Origin of the sequence: Citrobacter sp. Cpo032 (assembly GCF_030332975.1) — a bacterium.
In the GTDB taxonomy this organism is placed as follows: Bacteria; Pseudomonadota; Gammaproteobacteria; order Enterobacterales; family Enterobacteriaceae; genus Citrobacter; species Citrobacter portucalensis.
Map to the genome: position 1 here is coordinate 223,531 of NZ_JAOWGU010000036.1, position 22,303 is coordinate 245,833.

At 51.0% G+C, this 22,303-nt stretch carries 21 protein-coding genes and 1 pseudogene; 15 read left to right on the forward strand and 7 right to left on the reverse strand.

What is annotated here, in order from left to right; genetic code table 11:
- Positions 1-183: 183 nt before the first annotated feature.
- Positions 184-729: a 50S ribosomal protein L7/L12-serine acetyltransferase gene (rimL, locus tag OGY33_RS07345; protein ID WP_048214139.1), complete on the forward strand. Its 546-nt coding sequence runs from the start codon at positions 184-186 to the stop codon at positions 727-729.
- On the opposite strand, the gene ydcK is transcribed toward rimL, so the two are convergent.
- Positions 721-1,701 carry a YdcK family protein gene (ydcK, locus tag OGY33_RS07350; protein WP_191238484.1) on the reverse strand — a complete coding sequence of 327 codons (981 nt, stop codon included), beginning with the start codon at positions 1,699-1,701 and terminating at the stop codon, positions 721-723. The genes rimL and ydcK overlap by 9 nt on opposite strands.
- Before the next feature lie 113 nt (positions 1,702-1,814).
- Between ydcK and tehA the strand changes: the two genes are divergently transcribed.
- The 3 genes from tehA to OGY33_RS07365 all read left to right on the forward strand — a co-directional run bounded on the left by tehA (position 1,815) and on the right by OGY33_RS07365 (position 4,242).
- Positions 1,815-2,816, forward strand: coding sequence for a dicarboxylate transporter/tellurite-resistance protein TehA (tehA, locus tag OGY33_RS07355; protein WP_008784854.1), 1,002 nt, complete (start codon positions 1,815-1,817; stop codon positions 2,814-2,816).
- Positions 2,816-3,412 (forward strand): tellurite resistance methyltransferase TehB, encoded by a 597-nt coding sequence (tehB, locus tag OGY33_RS07360; protein WP_191238485.1) that lies wholly within the window; start codon positions 2,816-2,818, stop codon positions 3,410-3,412. The genes tehA and tehB overlap by 1 nt, the downstream gene beginning before the upstream one ends.
- A 155-nt stretch (positions 3,413-3,567) precedes the next feature.
- A complete protein-coding gene (locus OGY33_RS07365; RefSeq protein WP_048227575.1) occupies positions 3,568-4,242 on the forward strand; it encodes a DUF3313 domain-containing protein in 675 nt (224 codons plus the stop codon).
- Between the two features lie 37 nt (positions 4,243-4,279).
- Here the strand turns inward: OGY33_RS07365 and OGY33_RS07370 are convergent, their stop codons facing one another.
- On the reverse strand, positions 4,280-5,188 hold the full coding sequence (locus OGY33_RS07370; RefSeq protein ID WP_032943534.1) for a DMT family transporter: 909 nt from the start codon (positions 5,186-5,188) through the stop codon (positions 4,280-4,282).
- Between the two features lie 191 nt (positions 5,189-5,379).
- On the opposite strand from OGY33_RS07370, the gene OGY33_RS07375 reads away from it, so the two are divergent.
- Positions 5,380-6,249 carry an AraC family transcriptional regulator gene (locus OGY33_RS07375; protein WP_191239019.1) on the forward strand — a complete coding sequence of 290 codons (870 nt, stop codon included), beginning with the start codon at positions 5,380-5,382 and terminating at the stop codon, positions 6,247-6,249.
- Here OGY33_RS07375 and OGY33_RS07380 read toward each other — a convergent pair.
- Complete coding sequence (locus OGY33_RS07380) at positions 6,232-7,398, reverse strand: benzoate/H(+) symporter BenE family transporter (RefSeq protein WP_191238486.1); 1,167 nt, start codon at positions 7,396-7,398, stop codon at positions 6,232-6,234. The two genes, OGY33_RS07375 and OGY33_RS07380, sit on opposite strands and share 18 nt — an antisense overlap.
- A 105-nt stretch (positions 7,399-7,503) precedes the next feature.
- On the opposite strand from OGY33_RS07380, the gene OGY33_RS07385 reads away from it, so the two are divergent.
- Together OGY33_RS07385 and rlhA are read left to right on the forward strand one after the other, a co-directional pair.
- Positions 7,504-8,040, forward strand: coding sequence for a helix-turn-helix domain-containing protein (locus tag OGY33_RS07385; RefSeq protein WP_048227578.1), 537 nt, complete (start codon positions 7,504-7,506; stop codon positions 8,038-8,040).
- A gap of 79 nt (positions 8,041-8,119) precedes the next feature.
- On the forward strand, positions 8,120-10,081 hold the full coding sequence (rlhA, locus tag OGY33_RS07390) for a 23S rRNA 5-hydroxycytidine C2501 synthase (protein ID WP_191238487.1): 1,962 nt from the start codon (positions 8,120-8,122) through the stop codon (positions 10,079-10,081).
- A 3-nt stretch (positions 10,082-10,084) separates the two neighbouring features.
- On the opposite strand, the gene OGY33_RS07395 is transcribed toward rlhA, so the two are convergent.
- The 4 genes from OGY33_RS07395 to OGY33_RS07410 form a co-directional block, all read right to left on the reverse strand.
- Positions 10,085-10,315, reverse strand: coding sequence for a DUF2554 family protein (locus tag OGY33_RS07395; protein ID WP_003020233.1), 231 nt, complete (start codon positions 10,313-10,315; stop codon positions 10,085-10,087).
- 189 nt (positions 10,316-10,504) lie between these two features.
- The gene (locus tag OGY33_RS07400) at positions 10,505-10,630 is read right to left on the reverse strand and encodes a DUF2474 domain-containing protein (protein ID WP_003020230.1); all 126 of its coding nucleotides are present in this window, start codon (positions 10,628-10,630) and stop codon (positions 10,505-10,507) included.
- Positions 10,630-11,640 (reverse strand): cytochrome d ubiquinol oxidase subunit II, encoded by a 1,011-nt coding sequence (cydB, locus tag OGY33_RS07405; protein WP_048214147.1) that lies wholly within the window; start codon positions 11,638-11,640, stop codon positions 10,630-10,632. The genes OGY33_RS07400 and cydB overlap by 1 nt, the downstream gene beginning before the upstream one ends.
- Complete coding sequence (locus OGY33_RS07410) at positions 11,640-13,043, reverse strand: cytochrome ubiquinol oxidase subunit I (RefSeq protein ID WP_060682173.1); 1,404 nt, start codon at positions 13,041-13,043, stop codon at positions 11,640-11,642. Before OGY33_RS07410 ends, cydB begins: the two co-directional genes overlap by 1 nt.
- 558 nt (positions 13,044-13,601) lie before the next feature.
- On the opposite strand from OGY33_RS07410, the gene OGY33_RS07415 reads away from it, so the two are divergent.
- The 8 genes and pseudogenes from OGY33_RS07415 (at position 13,602) to patD (ending at position 22,288) form a co-directional block, all read left to right on the forward strand.
- Positions 13,602-14,279: an Ssp6 family T6SS pore-forming effector gene (locus OGY33_RS07415; RefSeq protein ID WP_191238488.1), complete on the forward strand. Its 678-nt coding sequence runs from the start codon at positions 13,602-13,604 to the stop codon at positions 14,277-14,279.
- A 541-nt stretch (positions 14,280-14,820) separates the two neighbouring features.
- A pseudogene (locus OGY33_RS07420) lies at positions 14,821-15,090 on the forward strand (type II toxin-antitoxin system HicB family antitoxin); the annotation flags it as partial.
- 92 nt (positions 15,091-15,182) lie between these two features.
- Entirely contained in the window at positions 15,183-16,592 is a 1,410-nt protein-coding gene (locus OGY33_RS07425; RefSeq protein WP_149607257.1) for an aminotransferase-like domain-containing protein, read from the forward strand.
- 327 nt (positions 16,593-16,919) lie between these two features.
- Positions 16,920-18,065, forward strand: coding sequence for a putative ABC transporter substrate-binding protein YdcS (gene ydcS, locus OGY33_RS07430; protein ID WP_008784842.1), 1,146 nt, complete (start codon positions 16,920-16,922; stop codon positions 18,063-18,065).
- Between the two features lie 16 nt (positions 18,066-18,081).
- On the forward strand, positions 18,082-19,098 hold the full coding sequence (locus tag OGY33_RS07435; protein WP_003833135.1) for an ABC transporter ATP-binding protein: 1,017 nt from the start codon (positions 18,082-18,084) through the stop codon (positions 19,096-19,098).
- Positions 19,099-20,043: an ABC transporter permease gene (locus tag OGY33_RS07440; protein WP_003833133.1), complete on the forward strand. Its 945-nt coding sequence runs from the start codon at positions 19,099-19,101 to the stop codon at positions 20,041-20,043. It abuts the gene before it with no gap.
- The gene (locus tag OGY33_RS07445; RefSeq protein WP_003020204.1) at positions 20,033-20,839 is read left to right on the forward strand and encodes an ABC transporter permease; all 807 of its coding nucleotides are present in this window, start codon (positions 20,033-20,035) and stop codon (positions 20,837-20,839) included. The genes OGY33_RS07440 and OGY33_RS07445 overlap by 11 nt, the downstream gene beginning before the upstream one ends.
- 21 nt (positions 20,840-20,860) lie before the next feature.
- Positions 20,861-22,288, forward strand: a complete 1,428-nt coding sequence (gene patD, locus OGY33_RS07450; protein WP_003833127.1) for an aminobutyraldehyde dehydrogenase — start codon at positions 20,861-20,863, stop codon at positions 22,286-22,288.
- The last annotated feature ends 15 nt before the right edge of the window (positions 22,289-22,303 follow it).

The window sequence follows — 22,303 nt, forward strand, 5'->3', positions numbered from 1 at the left end:
TCATCATTACGGTCTATCCATGAGGGGATACCCGGATCACCAGAGTAACGGGTTCCACGCCAGAGATTCTTTCTAAGTGATTGCTGTTACAGCATAAAAATAAGACATCCCCGGCGCTAAACAGAGTAATATCGGCTACTGCCAGTCAGAAATGCCCCGTTTACGATCGCAAAGGAGATAAACATGTCAGAAATAATTATCGTTAGTGACGCGCTGGAACTGCGGGCGGTAGAAGAACACCACGTCACCCTTCTGCATCAGTTGGTGCTTAAAAATAAAACCTGGCTCCAACAGTCACTGAACTGGCCGCAGTTTGTCGAATCTGAGGACGACACGCGTAAGAACGTGCAGGGGAATATGATGTTGCACCAGCGCGGCTACGCCAAAATGTTCCTTATTTTCGAACAAGGGGAGGTGGCTGGCGTTATCTCGTTTAACCAGATAGAGCCGCTGAACAAAGCCGCTTATATTGGTTATTGGCTGGGTGAAGAGCACCAGGGCAAAGGCATTCTGTCTCAGGCGCTACAGGCAATGATTCATCATTATGCGCAGCGCCAGGAGATTCGCCGCTTCGTGATTAAATGTCGTGTAGATAACGTCAAGAGCAACCAGGTTGCACTGCGCAATGGCTTCCGACTGGAAGGATGTATGCAACAGGCGGAGTTCCTTAATGGCGATTACCATGACGTGAATCTCTACGCCCGCATCATTGATGGCTCTTCAGAATAAACCGGCGATAGGGGTGCGCGTGATACGTTGTTCGCCGTTGATCACTTTTGGCCCGCGCAGATGGATCGCATCGCCATCAAAGGCTTCAACTTGGGCCTGATCGGTTATCTCAATATGATGCTCGATCAGCACTTCACCCAGAATACAGGCATAGCCTTCAATCAGGATGTGACCGTCAAGCTGGAGCGGTCCGCCACGTAATTGCGCATGCCCCCCAACCAGCACGTGGTGTTTCAGCACGCAGTTACCTTCAACCACCGCGTGTTCCGCCACCTGCGAGCTGTAGCGCAGGGTAGGAATGGCGTCTTCATCCGTTCCGGCGATGACGCGTGCATGCCCATAGACTTTGGCGCAATCGCAGATCCAGACATTATTCTCTTCGTTGCCTTCTATCCGTGCAAAATCAAAAACTTCAGCCCGATGTTCTATAAAGGCATAATTGATCATCGCATCGCCATAGATTTGCGCCTGATGCACCACGCGTGAATTGCTGACTGCCGCCCGCTCGTAAATTTGCAGGAGCTGGTCGCTTTCACGGGTTAACCCTCTGGCCGCAATGATTTCAGAGTCACACACAATGCGTGCATCACCGCAGATGAGGCACTCACCGCGAACAATAGAATCCTGAATGGTGACGTTGTCACGTATTTGCGCGTTATGGCTGATTTCTGCTCGGTCAATCCAGACGGCATCACCAATTTGCGCGCCATCTCTGACCACGCTTGCCTGTGTAATACGGGCGTCTCCGGTTATCGTCGCGCCGGAAAACGCGAGCGCATTCTCATCGTATATCCAGCAATTACCGCTTTGCGACAGAACGCTTTCATCATCAATCCAGCCACCGAGCGTACCGGATCTAACATCATTAAAATCAATGAGTGCGATGATTTGGCGTAGTAATACACTTTTTTTATTGCCATTATCCAGGTAACTAAAGGAGCGAGATTCATCGCTTAGGCGGTATTTGGTCATAGCTCATTTCCATGTTGCGCACCTTAGTTAAACGTAGCAAAGTTTTCTGTACTGGCTAAACCGGCAGATATTCCATAAAATGCATTTCAAATATACTTTAAAAAATAAACAAAATGAGTAAGAACAAACAGAGTGAACGGGTCCTCAATCTTCCGGCCGGTTATTTTGGCATGGTACTGGGTACAATTGGGATGGGATTTGCGTGGCGTTACGCCAGCCAGGTGTGGCCGGTGAGCCACTGGATTGGTGATGGCTTAGTCATCCTTGCAATGGTCATCTGGGGATTGCTGACGCTGGCCTTTCTGAGCCGTTTACTGCGTTTTCCGCATAGCGTACTGGCGGAAATTCGTCATCCGGTGATGAGTAGCTTTGTCAGTCTGTTTCCGGCCACCACGATGCTGGTCGCGATTGGATTTGTTCCGTGGTATCGACCGCTGGCGATTGGGTTATTCAGTATTGGCGTGGTCATACAGCTGGCATACGCAGCCTGGCAAACGGCAGGGCTGTGGCGTGGGGAGCATCCGGAAGAGGCCACCACGCCGGGTCTGTATCTGCCAACCGTTGCCAATAACTTTATCAGCGCCATGGCCTGTGGTGCACTTGGGTTCAACGATGCCGGATTGGTGTTTTTGGGCGCCGGGGTATTTTCATGGCTCAGCCTGGAGCCAGTGATTCTGCAACGTTTACGAAGCTGCGGCGAGCTGCCGACGGTTTTACGGACTTCACTTGGTATTCAGTTGGCACCCGCGCTGGTCGCCTGTAGCGCCTGGCTTAGCGTCAACGGTGGCGAGGGGGATACGTTAGCCAAAATGTTGTTCGGCTATGGTTTGCTGCAACTTCTGTTCATGCTACGCCTTATGCCGTGGTATTTGTCACAGCCATTTAATGCGTCTTTCTGGAGCTTCTCGTTTGGCGTGTCGGCCCTGGCGACAACGGGATTGCATCTTGGACACGGCAGCGAATCAGGATTTTTTCATACGCTGTCTATCCCACTGTTTATTTTTACCAATTTTATCATTGCATTATTACTGATACGTACGTTTGCATTGCTGATGCAGGGGAAACTGCTCATCCGCACGGAGCGTGCTGCATTACTGAAATCTGAGGATAAATAATGACCCTTTGCGACGAAAACTACTTTACTGAAAAATATGATTTAACCCGTACGCATTCCGATGTCGTTGAAGCGGCAAAAGTGGTTGCACCAGGTAAAACGTTAGATCTGGGCTGCGGTAACGGCCGAAACAGCCTGTACCTGGCGGCAAATGGCTATGACGTTACCGCATGGGATAAAAACCCCATGAGCATCGCTAACCTTGAGCGCATCAAAGCGGCTGAGGGGCTGACCAACCCGAACGCGAAGGTCGCTGACCTTAATGCGTTGCGTTTTGAGGGTGAATACGATTTTATTCTTTCTACCGTTGTACTGATGTTTCTTGAAGCCAAAACGATCCCTGGCCTTATTGAGAATATGCAACGTTGTACTAAACCGGGTGGATATAACTTAATCGTCGCAGCGATGGATACTGATGATTTTCCGTGCACCGTTGGTTTTCCGTTTGCGTTTAAAACCGGAGAATTACGCAACTATTACAGTGGGTGGGATCTGCTGAAATATAACGAAGACGTAGGTGAACTTCATCGTACAGATGAAAACGGTAATCGAATTAAACTGCGCTTTGCCACCATGCTGGCACGCAAAACTGCCTGAACCTCGCGTCTGGGTTAACTCTTTCTGCGTTCAGCATTTTTTGTGCTGAGCGCAGAGATAAAATTGTGCGGTGCTTACCATTTTTAGTACATCCAAAATGAAACTGTTTTGCTATCCTTTTTAGGCATCATTGCGAAAACTAAAGGGATCGTTTCATGCGTACTCAAACTTTATTTAAAGTTGCAGCGCTTACTGGCTTGTTGGCATTATCCGGCTGTGCGTCAAAAGTGACCGAGCCGGATAAATATTCTGGGTTTTTAAAAAATTACTCTGATCTGAAGGAAACAAAATCAGCCTCGGGACAAACGGTACTCCGTTGGGTTGACCCGAGCTACAACGAATCCAAATATGACAACATCGTGTATAACCCGGTAACGTATTATCCGGTTCCGAAACCTACTACGCAGGTAGGGCAGCAGGTTCTTGATCAATTACTGACCTATACCAATACACAGTTGAAATCCGCCATCAGCAAGCGTAAGCCTCTGGTTACGACCCCTGGACCGCGTAGCCTGATTTTCCGCGGGGCGATTACCGGTGTAGCGACCAGCAAAGAAGGACTGCAGTTCTATGAAGTGGTCCCGGTTGCACTGCTCGTTGCGGGAACGCAAATGGCGACGGGTCACCGTACCATGGATACCAACCTCTATTTCGAGGGTGAGTTGATTGATGCAGCGACCAATAAACCGGTGATTAAAGTTGTACGTAAGGGTGAAGGTAAAGACCTGAACAACGAAAGCACGCCGATGGCGTTCGAAACGTTGAAGAAAGTTGTTGATGACATGGCGACCGATGCCTCCATGTTTGATGTGAACCAAAAACCACAATAAAAATGATGAACGCACCATCTCAGGATGGTGCGTTTTTTTATGCCACACGACGACGATAGAGTAGTTTACCCATCAGCGCTTCCGGTCGGGCAAACATCACCAGATTTCCCAGTAAGATCAACACCAATCCGGCAATTGCATTAACTTGCCAGATGTATCCTTCATACAATGTTGACAGCGTCAGCGCCACCAGCGGGAACAGCAGCGTGCTGTATGCCGCCTTACTGGGACCAATGCGACCTACCAGCGTGAAATAAGCGCCAAAGGCAATCACTGAGCCGAAAATAGCAAGATATAACAGCGCGCTAAGATAGCTGAATGTCCACTGTGGCGTGAAGTTGTCGCCGCGCACCAGAGCAATGGCCGCGATCAGCAATGTGCCGTACAGCATGGCCCAACTGTTGGTGGTCAGTACTTCCAACCCTTTTTTCTGGTGACGCAGACTGATCATATTACCCAGTGAGAAGCCGAAGGTTCCCAGAGCGCTCAAACCGATGCCCAGCAGCAGTGAATGATTAAACCCGCTGTTGAGCAAATCCTGCCAGAACAGAGTCACGATGCCCGTCAGTCCCAGACCCGCTGCAATATAGAAGCGCAGCGGTGGTTTTTGACCAAAAAAGATGAAGCTATTGACTGCATTGAACAGGACGGCCATTGAGAAAATCACCGACTCCAGGCCGGTATTAATCCACGCCGCAGCCGTATAAAAACACCAGAAGTTAAAGCAAAAAACGCATCCACCCTGTAACAGACAAAACAGATGATCGCGACCAGACAGTTTGCGTAATTTACCGCTTAGCAACAGGATCACTATCATCACCGAGCTGGCAACGGCAAAGCGCCAAAAGATAGATACCGGCGCTGAAACCGGCCCTTGCTGCAGATAAATGGCAATCCATGTCGTTCCCCAAATCACTACCACCAGGCAGTACAATAGTGCGTTCATACAACTCTCTCTTTTTGGTCTTCAGGCGCACACTGTGTCACGTTGGGTAGCAGGGGGCTTTCATCCGATTGCGGTGGACTTGCAAAATCTTGCGCTTTTTTTCGCGCAAATGTGAAAAGGAAGCTGTTAACAATATGTAGCTGATATAGACTGAAAGCCTGCTAACTTATTTTGAATGTGATGGTATGTCTCTGTCTCAGCCCTACGCTGCCTTTGAAAACTTACGCAAACACAATGCCGTGCTGCACGAGTCGGTTGCGTTACATTCAGGGATCCAACTGGCGGCCTGGTCGAACAAACGCGATACCATCACCCAGTATTGCGATCATCATACGCTCAGTTTATACATCGCAGATGGTTACGAGAGTTACCACAAGACGGCGGGAGGCTGGAAGAATGGCGGGGGACCAGACCGTTTTTGCCTGATGCCGAAGGAGAGTGAGTCCAGTTGGGATATTCGTGACGATCTTTCCTTTGTTCATCTCTATTGTACAGACGCCCATTTGCGCGAAGTGGGTGAAAAAGTCTGGGACAAAAGCCCCTATAGTTTCACGCTGGACGAGCATACGTTTGGCAGTGACCCGGGGATCACGGCGGTTTACCGTCAGTTTTTGCTTGGTAATGACTGGCAGCAACCGGCCAATCACCTCACGCTTAGCGCAGCATCTTCACTACTGTTAACGCATCTGATCCAGCATTACAGCAATGTGCAATGGCGACTTCCCGTTGTCACCGGAGGGCTTGCGCCTGCCACATTGCGCAACGTGCTGGCCTATATTGAAGCACATCTGGCGTATCCCATAACGTTGAGCGATCTGGCAGGTGAAGCAGCGCTAAGTGAATTCCATTTTGCCAGAATGTTTCGCCAGTCGATGAATATGGCGCCTCATCAGTACGTCATGCAACGCCGTATGGCGCTGGCGCAGCAACTGGTCTGTTGTTCATCACGCAGCCTGTCGGATATTGCAATGGCCTGTGGGTTCAGTTCGGCGAGCCATTTCAGTAACCGGTTTAAACAAGTGACGGGTAAAACGCCAACGCAGTTACGCGCGGCGAAATAACGTCAACACTGAGTAGCAGATACCGCCGACGATCAGCCCCCAGAATGCAGACCCAACACCAAATACCGTCAGACCACTGGCAGTGACCAGAAAAGTAATGATAGCCGCATCACGCTCGGCTTCATGATGCAATGCCTGGTACAAGCTGCCGCTAATCGTGCCAAGCAACGCCAAACCCGCCAGCATTTGGATCCAGCTTACGGGCAAGGCTGCCATCAGCCCGGTGACCGAACCGCCAAACACCCCAGCCAGAAGATAGAAGACACCCGCCGCTGCCGCGGCTAGCCAACGTCGTTTGGCATCAGGATGCGCTTCGGGACTTTGGCAAATTGCCGCGGTTATAGCGGCAATGCAAATGGAATAGACACCAAAAGGGGAAAACAGCAGCGCCAGCAGACCGGTAAAGACAATCAACGGTGAAACGGGTAACGCATAACCTGACGCCTTCATGGTGGCGATACCGGGAGCATTTTGCGAGGCCATGGTGACCAGAAACAGCGGCAGTGCGATGCTAATGCTGTGGGCAAATGAAAAATGCGGGGCAATAAACTCGGGTAACACTGGAGATAAACTTACCTCATTAGTGACAATGTCACCTTTTATCAGCGCGATGATTATACCTACCAGCATCGCGGCGATCGTCGCATACCGTGAGGCAATGACTTTAAACGCTAACCATGCCACCAGCATGCTACCGCACAAGATAAGCTCACTGTTAAGGCTATTGAACGCCTGCAGGCCAAAGCGTAGCAGGATCCCGGCCAGCATTGCTGACGCCAGCGAGTGAGGGATTATTTTCATCAGTCGGGCAAAGAGTCCGGTTACGCCACACAGCACAATTAAGGCGTTAGCCACGATAAAAATACCGATCGCATCCTGAATCGTTACTCCTTGCAGGCCCGTAACCAGCAGTGCGGCGCCGGGCGTTGACCATGCGGTGAGAACAGGGGCGCGATACCATAATGTCAGCGCCAGCGTGCTAACGCCCATCGCTATTCCCAGCGCGGTCATCCAACCCGCAATTTGCCCAGTCGTCGCACCTGCGGCCAGCGCCGCTTGCCAGATAATGGCCGCTGAACTGGCGTAGCCGACCAGGACAGCCACAAAACCCGACAAAACTGTAGGCAAGGGGATGGAAAATGTGCGCATAGCAACTCCGCGTGCGTTATAACGGTCAGTCACTGTAGCACTGTGCGTTATAGCGTACAAGTGCTAAGCTGTAGCCCCGAGAAAGGAGAGCGACGAAGGAGAAAAATGGACAACTTAACCCACTATCTGGCCACAACGCTCAAGACGCTACGTCACCAGCGTGAATGGAGCCTTTCGCGTCTGGCGGAGGAAACTGGCGTGTCAAAAGCGATGCTGGGGCAGATTGAGCGCAACGAATCCAGTCCAACGGTGGCAACATTGTGGAAAATAGCCACCGGACTGAACGTCCCGTTTTCAACGTTTATTTCACCACCAGAGTCAGACGGCACGCTAACATTCGATCCCCAGCAGCAGGCGATGGTCGTCACACCGTTGTTCCCGTGGGATCCGCAACTGTGCTTCGATCATTTTTCGATACTGCTGGCACCCGGCGCGCTCAGTGAATCTACTCCGCATGAAACCGGCGTAATTGAGCACGTGGTGGTGATTAGTGGTCTGCTGGATATGTGTATTGAGGGGCAGTGGCGCACCCTTAAATCCGGTGAAGGTGTCCGTTTCGCCGGAGATACGGCACATAGCTACCGTAACAGTAGCGAGCAAACGGTTCATTTTCACTCGCTGATCCATTACCCACGCGGTTAATCGGGAAAACTATTTCGAAACGCCGCGCTTGTGACTACAATAACCGCCATTTTTACCGCTTGTGGATGGTAACAACTGTATGCGCCAGCAGCCTCATCACCTTGAATTGTTAAGCCCGGCTCGGGATACCGCCATTGCGCGCGAAGCCATTTTGCACGGCGCAGACGCCGTTTACATTGGTGGACCAGGTTTTGGCGCGCGTCATAACGCCAGTAATAGCCTGAAAGATATAGCCGAATTAGTGCCTTTTGCCCATCGTTACGGGGCAAAAATCTTTGTGACGCTAAACACGATCTTGCATGATGATGAGCTGGAGCCCGCACAACGGTTAATTACCGATCTGTATCAGACCGGCGTTGATGCCCTGATCGTGCAGGATATGGGGATTCTGGAACTGGATATTCCCCCGATTGAACTGCACGCCAGCACCCAGTGCGATATTCGCAGCGTTGAGAAGGCGAAATTTCTATCCGATGTGGGATTCACCCAGATTGTGCTGGCGCGCGAACTGAGCCTTGAGCAGATTAGCGCTATCCATCAGGCTACTGATGCGACCATTGAGTTTTTCATTCACGGTGCGCTGTGCGTTGCCTATTCAGGGCAGTGTTATATTTCACATGCGCAAACCGGACGCAGCGCTAACCGCGGCGACTGTTCCCAGGCTTGCCGTCTGCCGTATACCCTGAAAGACGATCAGGGACGCGTGGTGTCCTATGAAAAACATCTGTTGTCGATGAAAGATAACGATCAGACCGCCAACCTGGGCGCGTTGATTGACGCAGGTGTGCGTTCCTTCAAAATTGAAGGGCGCTATAAGGACATGAGTTATGTGAAGAATATTACCGCGCATTATCGCCAGATGCTCGACGCCATTATTGAAGAGCGCGGCGATCTGGCCCGTTCATCAGCGGGACGTACCGAACATTTCTTTACTCCATCCACAGAGAAAACCTTCCATCGCGGCAGCACCGATTATTTTGTGAATGCCCGTAAAGGGGATATCGGCGCATTCGACTCACCAAAATTTATCGGTTTGCCGGTCGGCGAAGTCCTGAAGGTGGCGAAAGATCATCTCGATGTTGAAGTGACCGAACCGCTGGCAAACGGGGATGGCCTGAACGTGTTAATCAAACGTGAGGTTGTTGGATTTCGCGCCAACATCGTGGAAAAAACGGGGAACAATCGTTATCGGGTATGGCCGAATGAAATGCCCGCCGACCTGCACAAAGTGCGTCCGCATCATCCGCTGAATCGCAACCTCGATCATAACTGGCAGCAAGCGTTAACAAAAACTTCCAGCGAACGCCGTGTTGCGATCGATATTGAGCTCGGCGGCTGGCAGGAGCAGTTGATTCTGACGCTCACCAGTGAAGAGGGCGTGAGTATCACCCATACGTTGGACGGCCAGTTTGAGGAAGCGAACAATGCGGAAAAAGCGTTGAGTAACCTACAGGACGGACTGGCAAAACTTGGTCAGACGATGTACTACGCCCGTAATATTCAGATGAATCTGCCGGGCGCACTGTTTGTGCCAAACGGTCAACTAAATCAGTTCCGGCGTGAAGCCGTTGATATGCTGGATGCAGCGCGCCTGCAAAGCTATCAGCGCGGTAGCCGCAAACCGGTATCTCAGCCAGCGCCGGTTTATCCACAAACGCACTTGAGTTTCCTGGCTAACGTCTACAACCAAAAAGCGCGTGAGTTTTATCACCGTTATGGCGTTCAGTTGATTGATGCAGCCTATGAAGCACATGAAGAAAAGGGCGAAGTGCCGGTGATGATCACCAAACATTGCCTGCGTTTCGCCTTTAACCTGTGTCCGAAACAGGCGAAAGGTAACATCAAAAGCTGGAAAGCAACACCGATGCAACTGGTTAACGGCGATGAAGTCCTGACGCTGAAATTTGATTGCCGACCGTGCGAAATGCACGTAATCGGCAAGATGAAGCACCACATTCTGAAGATGCCGTTGCCGGGCAGCGTCGTGGCTTCGGTCAGTCCAGAAGAACTGATGAAGACACTGCCGAAGCGCAAAGGTTAATCGTTAACTCAGATGTGTATCAGGTTTGCGTGATTTTTGCCAGTGATGGTGTTCACGAAGATCGGCGGCGGATTCTTCCGCCGTCACTCGCAGCTCATCGCTGTCGGCCGTGTGTCGTAGTAAGTGATCGGCATCCTGCACCTGAAGATATTCATGTCCCTGATTAGTAGCGAAAAGTTGACCGGAAAAAAGCGCGCTGGCCAGCAATAACACCGTTAACCCTTTCTTAAACATCATGCACCCTCTGGTACGTTAGCTGCGGAATTGGCGATAATTTCGCCTGGTGACTATTCAATATTTTAATCGGGTTAATGACAATCTCTGTTTTGCCATTTCGATGTTTTTTACATATTTGTTTAGCCAGTGTTGGGATTTGTCACAACCGGGCAATACAGTGCTGCCCGGTTGTTTGCAAGGAGAGTATCAGGACTTAAATCCGGCGGCTGTCATCAGGAGACGAAAGAACATACCAACGGCGGCCAGGGCCAGCACGCTGCCTCCCCAGAGGATCACCAGCCACATCAGGCGTTTCCAGATTGTTTGTTGCATCAATGATACCCCTCACCATGTTGAACTTTCCCGCGGAAAACGTAGTAGCTCCAGAAGGTGTACACCAGGATTATCGGGATAATCAGCAGTGCGCCAACCAACATAAAGCCCTGACTTTGTGCCGGAGCCGCCGCCTGCCAGAGCGTAATAGACGGTGGAATGATATGTGGCCAGATACTGATCCCCAGCCCGCTAAACCCGAGAAAAATCAGCCCCAGCGTTAATACAAAAGGCAGTGTATGGCAGTTATGTTGCCCCAGCGAACGCCACAGCCAGAGACTGATAAGCGCAACCAGCAGCGGAACAGGCATCAGGAACCACAGGTTGGGCAGGCTAAACCAACGCTCGGCAATCGCGCTATGTGCCAGTGGTGTCCACAGGCTGATAATGGCAATCACAACCAACATTGCCAGCAGCAGTTGTTTGGCCACACTGCGCATTTTATCCTGCAACGGATTTTCGCTTTTCATCACCAGCCATGTCGCCCCCAGCAGGGCGTAAGCCACGACCAGACCAACACCGCAGAACAACGTGAACGGGGTCAACCAGTCGAAAGGACCGCCGCTGTAGCTGCGTCCGGTAACGGAAAATCCGTTGAGTACGGCACCCACCACGACACCTTGCGTGAATGTCGCGAGGATTGAACCGCCGAGAAAGGCTTTATCCCAGAATGGTCGGTGAGCCGGTGTGGCTTTGAAGCGAAACTCGAACGCGACGCCGCGAAAAATCAGGCCGATTAGCATCAGGGTCAACGGGATCGTCAGCGCATCGACAATCACCGCATAGGCCAGGGGGAAAGCGCCGAATAATCCGGCTCCGCCCAACACCAGCCAGGTTTCATTGCCGTCCCATACTGGGGCGACGCTGTTGACCATAACATCGCGGTCGTCAGCGTCCTGAATCGCTGGGAATAAAATGCCAATCCCGAGATCAAAACCGTCCATCACGATATACATCAGCGTGGCGAAGACGATAATCACAAACCAGATAACTGATAAATCGATACCCATTAGCGATGTGCCTCCGGTTGAGAATCGAGGACGGCGGCTGAAAGCGGCCGGGCAGGCGTGCCTGTCGGCGGAATGGTCGGGTCATCTTCCTGTGGCCCTTTACGGATCAGGCGGATCATGTAGCTGTAACCCACGCCAAACACTGAGCTGTACACCACAAAGAAGGACAGCAGGCTGATGCTCATATGTAAATCGCCATGTGCAGAAACCGCATCCGCCGTACGTTGCAGACCGTAAACCACCCAAGGCTGACGGCCAACTTCAGTGGTCACCCAACCGGCAAGGATGGCAATCAGACCGGAAGGACCCATCCACAAGGCAAAGCGCAGAAAAGGGCGCGAGGTGTATAAACGCTGCTTATAGCGCAGCCACAGGGCAAACGCGCCCAACAGGATCATCAGCATGCCTAGCCCGGCCATTATGCGAAACGACCAGAACACCATGGTGGAGTTGGGCCTGTCTTCTTTAGGAAACTCTTTTAGGGCCGGGACCTGTTTGTCCAGACTATGGGTCAGGATCAGACTGCCCAGCGCCGGGATTTCCAGCCCATAGCGGGTGCGTTCCTGCTCCATATCCGGCCAGCCGAACAGCAGCAGCGGAGTCGGTTCACCGGGGCGATTTTCCCAGTGTCCTTCAATCGCAGCAATTTTTGCCGGCTGATGCTTCAGCGTATTCAAACCGTGCATATCGCCAATCAAGGCCTGCAATGGAGCGACGATTAATGTCATCCACAGCGCCATCGAAAACATCGCTCGAATTGCTGGTGTGTTATTCCCGCGCAGCAAATGCCATGCCCCAGAGGCAGCAACAAACAACGCGCTACTCAGGAAGGCGGCAACCGACATATGCAGCAGACGATAGGGGAACGAAGGATTGAAAATAACGGCGAACCAGTCGACGGGAACGACCTGGCCGTTAACTATTTCATAGCCTTGCGGTGTCTGCATCCAGCTGTTGGAGGCGAGGATCCAGAAGGTTGAAATAATGGTACCCAGTGCGACCATGCAGGTGGCAAAGAAATGAAGCCCTGGACCAACCCGATTCCAGCCAAACAACATCACCCCAAGGAAACCAGCTTCGAGGAAGAAGGCGGTTAATACTTCATAGGTCAGTAACGGCCCAGTGATACTCCCGGCGAACTCGGAAAAACCACTCCAGTTGGTGCCGAACTGATAAGCCATCACCAGCCCGGAAACTACACCCATACCAAAATTTACGGCGAATATTTTCGACCAGAAATGGTAAAGCGATCGCCAGGTGGGATTTTTCGTTTTTAGCCATAGCCCTTCCAGCACAGCCAGATAACTGGCGAGCCCGATAGTAATAGCCGGAAAGATGATGTGAAAGGATACCGTAAACGCGAACTGGATCCTTGCCAGGTGAAACGCGTCAAGACCGAACATGCTTAACTCCGCAGGCAAAATTGATTTGGCGCAATTCTAAGTCTGAGGAGCAATGGAAGGCAGAAACAGAACAGTTCTTTTTAACCATAACAGTTACCCGACTGTTATGGGCCTTCCCCAAAACTCCTCCCCAATAATGGCTAAAATTAAATTGCCAGAATCACCCAACTGTCATTCCTTTCATCGTGATATTTCTCGGTCATTTTGGCCGATTTATGACCCAGCAGTCCTGCGTGCCGCGTTGTCCTTGCATTACCGCCAGCTAGCTGGCATAGCGACGACGGCATTCATACGGTTGAGTTCTCATGACGGTGTAGTGAGGGAAAGAGGGCGAATGGCATCACTGAGCTTCGGGTGACATCCGGTTATCGTGTCAATCAGACTGAAATGAACATGGTGATCCGCGACCAACAGCGGAACCGCCGGTACCTGCCTGGAATTTTTATCGCTGGTGAGCATTATTCTTAAAATGGACAGTCACGAGCTGTCTAATTATGGAATATACATAAGATGATCTCTATGATTGTATTTAAAATAATACCACATGGACCTTAAGGGATGGGATACGCAAAAGATTTGGCAAAGGAAATGCTCTCAGCTCTGAATTTAGAAAATGAAGGGATGCTGGTTGCATACATTAAAGGCTTGATTCACTTTCCTGTAGACTTGTATTCTCTCGCATCCGATTTTATCCATACCGATGACAGGCGGCAAAATATGGATGATAATATGAGGATTGCGGGACTAGTGAAGCGGGCAACATCAACGAAAAATATTAACATTGTGGAAAAAGCGGTCAATGTATTCATTGATGGTTTCATGCAGCACGTTAATTTATCTGATATCGTAACAAATGTAGCAAAAGACACTGTAGCTTCTGCATTGGGTAGTTATACTTTCGGTGAACTTTCTGGTTTAAAAATTGGAGCCTTAATCTCTTCACGGATCACCGTGTCTATTGCTTTTAGTATGTCGGTCAGCACATTGTTAATGATTGGTGGTGGAGTATCAAGTGCTATACATGCTTCGAGATACCTAAAAATATCAAACTATGAAGTTTATCGGAAGCTTAAGGACTTGGGAGATTTAGATCTTCTCTATTTTGCTATTCAGGAGCGGGTTGAGCCATTTGAGAAAGCAACCAGATTATCAAAAGAAAATCCGGCTTTGTTCAAACAGGCGGTAGAGTATTTTTTTCAAGGGGGTGTAGCTCATCAATTTTTTGACAGGCGATAAAGCAACCAGCAAGTAAGAATCATTGCCACAGTAAATGTCCAACGTCCAAATATAAACATGTGAGCATATTTATCCCCGATAGAATCAGGATAAGCACTAAACATTAGTATTACATTTGATAATGTTGATGTTATTGCTAAGAATGCTGCTAAAGCGATCCCAACCCAGATTAAGAAAGATAATACTTGTTTCATTTACTAATCTCTTATCGGTTGCCAGACATTTTCATCTGGCAGTGTACTGAATCGAAACTAATGAGTAAATAATTAGATGTAACAAATTCATTTAGCCTAATTAATTGAATTTTCATGCTGGTAACTCTCTGGTTATCTGTGGATATTTTTCCGCAAACTCCATCGGCAACCTCTCACTTTCGGTGTGTCGTTAAATACTCCCTGTGGGATTTGAAGAAATTGCAGTTGCTTTGTTCCGGTTACTGCGAAAACCACAAAAGCGAAAGCAGGTTACGTTATAGAAAGCAAAAACTCCGGTAGGAATCCCTATGGTGTCAAATGGCGCAGGCTGCGCAAGCCGCATTGGTCACTTCGACGATAACGAACCGATTCCTTTACCTTCTGCAGTAGGTACTGAAACTGACTATGTGGAAATACCACTGAGCGTTGCGTCTAAGGTTCTGTTGTTAAATGCCTTTCTTGAATCCAATATCACCCAGCAGGAGTTGGCAAACAGGATCGGCAGGTCTAAGCAGGAAATTACTCGCTTATTCGATTTAAATCTCGCGACAAAAATTGATGCAGTGCAGATAGCTGTGCGCGCCGTAGGCAAAGAACTGTCATTACCGATGTTGTAAAACTGTTAACTATAACAGTTAAATAAAATACCCTGATTATGTAAACTGATATACACAGTGGTTGTCACCGACACCGGTAATCAGGACGAAAAATGAAAAAGTACCAGCGACTGGCAGAGCAAATTCGCGATCAAATTGCGTCTGGCGTATGGCAGCCAGGCGATCGCTTGCCATCCTTGCGTGAGCAGGTGGTCAGCAGCGGAATGAGTTTTATGACCGTCGGACACGCATACCAGTTGCTGGAAAGCCAGGGGCGGATTATTGCCCGACCGCAGTCTGGCTATTATGTCGCCGCGCGCCCCGAACGTGAATTTGCTGCGCCGCAGGTGCAGGTCATGCGCGATGAAGCGGTGGATATCAATACCTACATTTTTGATATGTTGCAGGCCAGCCGGGATGCGTCAGTGATGCCCTTTGCCTCCGCATTCCCCGACCCGCGTCTGTTTCCACTTCAGCAGTTGAACCGCTCGTTGGCGCAGGTGAGTAAAACCGCCACCGCCATGAGCGTGATTGAAAACCTGCCGCCGGGGAATGCTGACCTGCGTCATGCCATTGCCCGTCGCTATGCTCAACAGGGGATGACCATTTCACCTGACGAAATCGTCATCACCACCGGCGCGCTGGAAGCCCTTAATCTGAGCCTACAGGCAGTCACCGAACCGGGTGATTGGGTAATTGTCGAAAACCCCTGTTTTTACGGGGCGTTGCAGGCCCTGGAGCGATTACGTCTGAAGGCGCTTTCGATTGCCACCGACGTAAAAGAGGGGATCGATCTCACCGCGCTGGAGCAGGCGTTGCAGGAGTACTCGGTAAAAGCTTGCTGGCTAATGACCAACAGCCAAAATCCACTGGGTTTTACGCTCAGCGCAGAGAAAAAGGCGCGTCTGGTTGCCTTGCTGGAAAAATACCACGTAATACTGATTGAAGATGATGTTTACAGCGAGCTGTACTTTGGCCGCGAAAAACCGTTGCCCGCCAAAGCCTGGGATCGCGCCGACAGCGTTCTGCATTGTTCGTCCTTCTCGAAGTGTCTGGTACCAGGATTTCGTATTGGCTGGGTGGCAGCAGGGAAACATGCCCGGCGTATTCAGCGACTCCAGCTAATGAGCACCTTATCTACCAGTTCGCCCATGCAGCTTGCCCTTGTTGATTATCTTTCAACCCGGCGCTATGACGCGCATTTACGGCGCTTGCGTCGGCAACTGGCGGAACGTAAACAACAGGCCTGGCAAACGCTGCTGCGTCATCTTCCGGCGGAAGTCAACATTCACCACAACGACAGTGGTTATTTTCTGTGGCTGGAGCTGCCGGAACCGCTTGATGCCGGTGTGCTCAGTACCCATGCGCTGGCGCACCACATCAGTATTGCGCCGGGGAAAATGTTCTCGACCTCGGGAAGCTGGACACGTTTTTTTCGTTTTAATACTGCATGGCACTGGGGAGATCGCGAAGAGCAGGCCGTAAAACAGCTTGGTAAATTAATTCGTGAAATGATGAAATAAACCATAACGCGCTATTCAATATAAATGAATAGCGTGTTCTTATTTTCGAAATAGTGAATGCTGAACCACGGTATTATTTATATCGGGTGCGTCCATACAAAATATCAATAGTTAATACTATTGCCACCTCTGCGTCTAACTCCTTGTCTATACTCCGGAAGATTACCCCCTGGTCAGAGTCTGTAGCGTAATGAGCGTTAGCTCACAACCTGATTAAATTTCCTTGCGCCAACAGGAACGCTTACAACACCCCGACTATTTTTAGAAAAGGACATATATTTACGGCAAGGCTGCCGCTCAATATTTTTTAGACAGGAGTAAGACGTTATGAGCAAGCAGTTTGCCCTCAGTAGCCTGTGCGCACTCAGTATGACGCTGATGACTGCGCAGGCAGCCGAACCCCCCACATCATTAGATAAACCGGAAGGCCGCCTGGATATTATTGCCTGGCCGGGTTATATCGAACGTGGGCAAACCGATAAACAATATGACTGGGTCTCACAGTTTGAGAAAGATACCGGCTGCGCGGTTAATGTAAAAACGGCAGCCACATCTGATGAAATGGTCAGCCTGATGGCAAAAGGCGGCTACGACCTGGTTACCGCTTCTGGTGATGCCTCACTGCGCCTGATTATGGGAAAACGCGTTCAGCCAATTAATACCGCGCTGATCCCTAACTGGAAAACCATCGATCCACGCGTGGTAAAAGGCGAATGGTTTAACGTTGGCGGAAAAGTTTACGGCACACCGTACCAGTGGGGACCAAACCTGCTGATGTATAACACCAAAATTTTCCCAACGCCGCCGGATAGCTGGAGCGTGGTGTTTGTTGAGCAAAAACTTGAGGATGGGAAAAGCAATAAAGGTCGCGTTCAGGCCTACGATGGCCCGATCTATATTGCCGATGCCGCGTTATTCGTTAAAGCCACTCAGCCGCAGTTGGGTATTACCGATCCCTATCAGCTCACTGAAAAACAGTATCAGGCGGTGATCAAAGTCCTGAGCGATCAGCACGCGCTGATCCATCGCTATTGGCACGATACCACCGTGCAAATGAGCGATTTCAAAAACGAAGGCGTGGTAGCGTCAAGCGCCTGGCCTTATCAGGCTAACGCCTTGAAAGGCGAAGGTCAGCCAATTGCCACGGTCTTCCCAAAAGAAGGGGTTACCGGATGGGCTGATACCACCATGCTGCACAGTGAAGCGAAACACCCGGTTTGTGCTTACAAATGGATGAACTGGTCATTAACCCCGAAAGTACAGGGCGACGTAGCGGCCTGGTTTGGTTCTCTGCCAGTGGTGCCTGAAGGTTGTAAAGCCAGCCCGTTACTGGGTGAAAAGGGTTGTGAAACCAACGGCTATAGCTACTTTGACAAAATTGCCTTCTGGAAAACGCCGATTGCCGAAGGTGGAAAATTCGTTCCTTACAGTCGCTGGACGCAGGATTACATCGCCATCATGGGCGGTCGTTAATTCCGCTGGGGGTTTTATGACGTACGCAGTGGAGTTTCATAACGTCTCGCGTTTGTATGGGGATGTTCGTGCAGTTGATGGGGTAAGTATTGCGATTAACGACGGTGAGTTTTTCTCTATGCTGGGGCCATCCGGCTCCGGCAAGACCACTTGTCTGCGCCTGATTGCCGGGTTTGAGCAGCTGTCAGGCGGCGCAATTACCATTTTTGGTAAGCAGGCCAGCGAATTACCGCCCTGGGAACGGGACGTCAATACGGTATTTCAGGATTACGCGTTATTCCCGCACATGTCGATTCTCGACAACGTCGCTTACGGGCTGATGGTCAAAGGCATCGATAAAAAACAGCGCCACGCCAAAGCGCGAGAGGCGTTGGATAAAGTTGCGCTCGGTTTTGTTTATGAACGTAAACCGTCGCAGCTTTCCGGTGGGCAACGTCAGCGCGTGGCGATTGCCCGGGCACTGGTCAATGAGCCGCGCGTCCTGCTGTTGGATGAGCCGCTCGGGGCATTGGATCTTAAATTGCGTGAACAGATGCAGCTGGAACTGAAAAAATTACAGCAATCTCTTGGCATCACGTTCATTTTTGTTACTCACGATCAGGGTGAAGCCCTGTCGATGTCCGATCGTGTGGCGGTGTTTAATAACGGTCGCATTGAACAGGTAGATTCTCCGCGTGAACTGTATATGCGTCCACGTACGCCGTTTGTGGCAAGTTTCGTCGGGACGTCAAATGTCTTCGATGCGACGATGTCGGCGAACGTTTGCGGGCTACAGGGGATGTTCTCCCTGCGTCCGGAACATATTCGTTTGAATGATGCCGGGGGAGAAGTCCAGGCTACGGGAGTTATCCAGGCGGTGCAGTATCAGGGGGCGGCGACGCGGTTTGAACTAAAACTCGCCGGAGGGGAAAAATTGCTGGTTAGCCAGGCGAATCTGACGGGCGAAATGCTACCGTCAACGTTGTCGCCAGGTCAGCAGGTGATGGCATCCTGGTCACGCGACGTGATGGTACCGCTGGTTGAGGAGAGGTGAATGGCTATGAACGTCTTACATTCGCCTCCACAGTCGACCAACCTGAATCGGATCTCAGGTTACTTCTGGCGTAATCCGGGGCTGGGGCTGTTTTTGCTGCTCCTCGGACCGCTGATGTGGTTTGGCATCGTCTACTTTGGCTCATTACTGACGCTGTTGTGGCAAGGTTTTTATACCTTCGACGATTTCACCATGTCGGTCACACCAGACCTGACGCTGGCGAATTTGCAGGCGCTGTTTAATCCCGCTAACTACGACATCATTTTGCGCACTCTGACGATGGCGGTAGCGGTCACCATCGCCAGCGCGATTCTGGCGTTTCCGATGGCGTGGTATATGGCTCGCTATACCAGCGGCAAAATGAAGGCTTTTTTTTACATTGCCGTAATGTTGCCAATGTGGGCCAGCTACATCGTTAAAGCCTATGCGTGGACGCTGCTGTTGGCTAAAGACGGCGTGGCGCAGTGGTTTTTAACCCACCTTGGGCTGGAGCCGTTGCTGCTTTCGTTCCTGACATTGCCTGCGGTAGGCGGCAATACGCTGTCGACTTCAGGGTTAGGGCGTTTCCTGGTGTTCGTCTATATCTGGCTGCCGTTTATGATCCTGCCGGTACAGGCCGCGCTGGAGAGACTTCCGCCGTCGCTGTTACAGGCTTCTGCTGATTTGGGCGCGCGTCCGCGTCAAACCTTCCGCTATGTGGTGCTTCCATTGGCGATACCGGGTATTGCAGCGGGTTCGATCTTTACCTTCTCTCTGACGTTGGGTGACTTTATTGTGCCGCAACTGGTGGGACCGCCGGGTTATTTCATCGGCAACATGGTGTATTCGCAACAAGGGGCGATCGGCAATATGCCGATGGCGGCGGCATTTACTCTGGTGCCGATTGTGTTAATCGCACTGTATCTGGCGTTCGTGAAGCGTCTGGGAGCTTTCGATGCACTCTGAACGCGCACCCTGGCTACTCAAACTGGCGGCATGGGGCGGGGTTATTTTCCTGCACTTTCCCATCCTCATCATCGCCACCTATGCTTTTAATACTGAGGAGGCTGCTTTTAGTTTTCCACCCCAAGGATTAACGCTGAAGTGGTTTAGCGTTGCTGCGCAGCGTAGCGATATCCTGGAATCTGTGACGTTGTCACTTAAGATCGCTGCGTTGTCGACAGCTATTGCCCTTGTTCTGGGGACGCTGGCCGCGGCCGCGCTGTGGCGTAGGGACTTTTTTGGCAAAAGTGCAATATCGCTGTTGCTACTGTTGCCGATCGCGCTGCCGGGCATTATTACCGGCCTTGCGCTGTTGACCGCGTTTAAAACCATCAACCTGGAACCGGGTTTTCTCACGATCGTGGTGGGCCATGCGACATTTTGCGTGGTGGTGGTGTTTAACAACGTTGTGGCGCGTTTTCGCCGTACCTCATGGAGTCTGGTCGAAGCGTCTATGGATCTTGGCGCCAATGGCTGGCAAACCTTTCGTTATGTCGTGCTGCCAAATCTGGCATCGGCACTTCTGGCGGGGGGGATGCTGGCGTTTGCCTTGTCGTTTGATGAAATCATCGTGACAACGTTCACCGCCGGACATGAAAGAACACTTCCTCTGTGGTTGCTCAATCAATTGGGCCGTCCACGGGATGTGCCTGTCACCAACGTTGTGGCATTGCTGGTAATGCTGGTGACAACACTGCCAATTTTAGGGGCCTGGTGGCTAACGCGTGAAGGCGACACTCTCGCCGGAAACGGTAAATAAACGACGATATGGGAAATTGCTATGCAACATCAATTACTGATTAATGGCGAGCTGGTCAACGGTGAAGGTGAAAAGCAGCCAGTCTATAACCCTGCCACTGGTGAACTCATTCTGGAGATTGCTGAGGCGTCAGCCATGCAGGTTGATGCCGCTGTACGTGCGGCAGACGCCGCGTTTGCCACCTGGGGGCAAACCACGCCGAAAGTCCGCTCTGAACTGCTGCTGAAACTGGCGGATGCTATTGCTGATAACGCGCAAACCTTCGCTGAGCTGGAATCACTTAACTGCGGTAAACCGCTGCACTGTGTTCTCAACGATGAAATTCCCGCTATTGTCGATGTTTTCCGCTTCTTTGCCGGTGCGGCGCGTACCCTGCAAGGACAGGCGGCCGGTGAATATCTGGAAGGGCATACCTCGATGATTCGCCGTGATCCGCTGGGCGTGGTGGCTTCTATTGCGCCGTGGAACTATCCGCTGATGATGGCGGCGTGGAAGCTGGCTCCAGCGTTGGCGGCGGGGAACTGCGTGGTGATTAAACCGTCAGAAATTACTCCGCTGACAGCGCTTAAATTAGCCGAATTCGCCAAAGACATTTATCCGGCTGGCGTGATTAACGTGCTGTTTGGTCGCGGTAAAACGGTGGGCGATCCGCTGACCGGTCATGAAAAAGTGCGTATGGTTTCGCTGACCGGCTCCATTGCAACCGGCGAACACATTATTCAGCACACCGCGCCGTCAATTAAGCGTACGCATATGGAACTGGGCGGAAAAGCTCCGGTGATCATTTTTGATGATGCCGATCTGGATGCAGTGGTGAGCGGCGTGCGGACCTTTGGTTATTACAACGCCGGGCAGGACTGTACCGCCGCTTGCCGAATCTATGCCCAGAAAGGCATTTATGATGCACTGGTCGAAAAACTTGGCGCCGCCGTTGCCAGCCTGAAAATCGGTCCGCCGAATGATGAATCGACCGAGCTGGGACCAGTGAGCTCGCAGGCACATCTCGATCGCGTGACTAAAGCGGTCGATGAGGCTAAAGCGTTGGGCCATATTAAGGTCATCACCGGCGGTAAAAAAGTGGATGGTTCAGGCTACTATTTTGCCCCGACGCTGCTTGCTGGGGCGAAGCAGGACGATGCCATCGTACAGCGGGAAGTTTTCGGTCCGGTGGTCAGCGTGACCGTATTTGATGATGAAGATCAGGTGCTGGCATGGGCCAACGATTCGAAATACGGCCTGGCATCCTCCGTCTGGACCCGGGATGTTGGGCGAGCGCATCGCTTTAGCGCTCGCCTGCAATATGGTTGCACCTGGGTCAATACCCATTTCACGCTGGTTAGCGAGATGCCGCACGGTGGGCAAAAACAGTCCGGCTATGGAAAGGATATGTCGGTTTATGGGCTGGAGGATTACACGGTTATTCGCCATGTTATGATCAAGCATGAGTAATATCTTAAGCGCGAT

Bases quoted from the DNA above. Each gene is read 5' to 3' on its own strand.
- ydcS (WP_008784842.1), top strand. From the start codon at position 16,920: ATGAGCAAGCAGTTTGCCCTCAGTAGCCTGTGCGCACTCAGTATGACG.
- OGY33_RS07435 (WP_003833135.1), top strand. From the start codon at position 18,082: ATGACGTACGCAGTGGAGTTTCATAACGTCTCGCGTTTGTATGGGGAT.
- OGY33_RS07415 (WP_191238488.1), top strand. From the start codon at position 13,602: ATGGGATACGCAAAAGATTTGGCAAAGGAAATGCTCTCAGCTCTGAAT.
- cydB (WP_048214147.1), bottom strand. From the start codon at position 11,640: ATGGGTATCGATTTATCAGTTATCTGGTTTGTGATTATCGTCTTCGCC.
- ydcK (WP_191238484.1), bottom strand. From the start codon at position 1,701: ATGACCAAATACCGCCTAAGCGATGAATCTCGCTCCTTTAGTTACCTG.
- OGY33_RS07410 (WP_060682173.1), bottom strand. From the start codon at position 13,043: ATGTTCGGTCTTGACGCGTTTCACCTGGCAAGGATCCAGTTCGCGTTT.
- OGY33_RS07400 (WP_003020230.1), bottom strand. From the start codon at position 10,630: ATGCAACAAACAATCTGGAAACGCCTGATGTGGCTGGTGATCCTCTGG.
- OGY33_RS07425 (WP_149607257.1), top strand. From the start codon at position 15,183: ATGAAAAAGTACCAGCGACTGGCAGAGCAAATTCGCGATCAAATTGCG.
- rlhA (WP_191238487.1), top strand. From the start codon at position 8,120: ATGCGCCAGCAGCCTCATCACCTTGAATTGTTAAGCCCGGCTCGGGAT.
- tehB (WP_191238485.1), top strand. From the start codon at position 2,816: ATGACCCTTTGCGACGAAAACTACTTTACTGAAAAATATGATTTAACC.
- OGY33_RS07365 (WP_048227575.1), top strand. From the start codon at position 3,568: ATGCGTACTCAAACTTTATTTAAAGTTGCAGCGCTTACTGGCTTGTTG.
- OGY33_RS07440 (WP_003833133.1), top strand. From the start codon at position 19,099: ATGGCTATGAACGTCTTACATTCGCCTCCACAGTCGACCAACCTGAAT.
- tehA (WP_008784854.1), top strand. From the start codon at position 1,815: ATGAGTAAGAACAAACAGAGTGAACGGGTCCTCAATCTTCCGGCCGGT.
- OGY33_RS07385 (WP_048227578.1), top strand. From the start codon at position 7,504: ATGGACAACTTAACCCACTATCTGGCCACAACGCTCAAGACGCTACGT.
- OGY33_RS07380 (WP_191238486.1), bottom strand. From the start codon at position 7,398: ATGCGCACATTTTCCATCCCCTTGCCTACAGTTTTGTCGGGTTTTGTG.
- patD (WP_003833127.1), top strand. From the start codon at position 20,861: ATGCAACATCAATTACTGATTAATGGCGAGCTGGTCAACGGTGAAGGT.
- OGY33_RS07370 (WP_032943534.1), bottom strand. From the start codon at position 5,188: ATGAACGCACTATTGTACTGCCTGGTGGTAGTGATTTGGGGAACGACA.
- OGY33_RS07395 (WP_003020233.1), bottom strand. From the start codon at position 10,315: ATGTTTAAGAAAGGGTTAACGGTGTTATTGCTGGCCAGCGCGCTTTTT.
- rimL (WP_048214139.1), top strand. From the start codon at position 184: ATGTCAGAAATAATTATCGTTAGTGACGCGCTGGAACTGCGGGCGGTA.
- OGY33_RS07445 (WP_003020204.1), top strand. From the start codon at position 20,033: ATGCACTCTGAACGCGCACCCTGGCTACTCAAACTGGCGGCATGGGGC.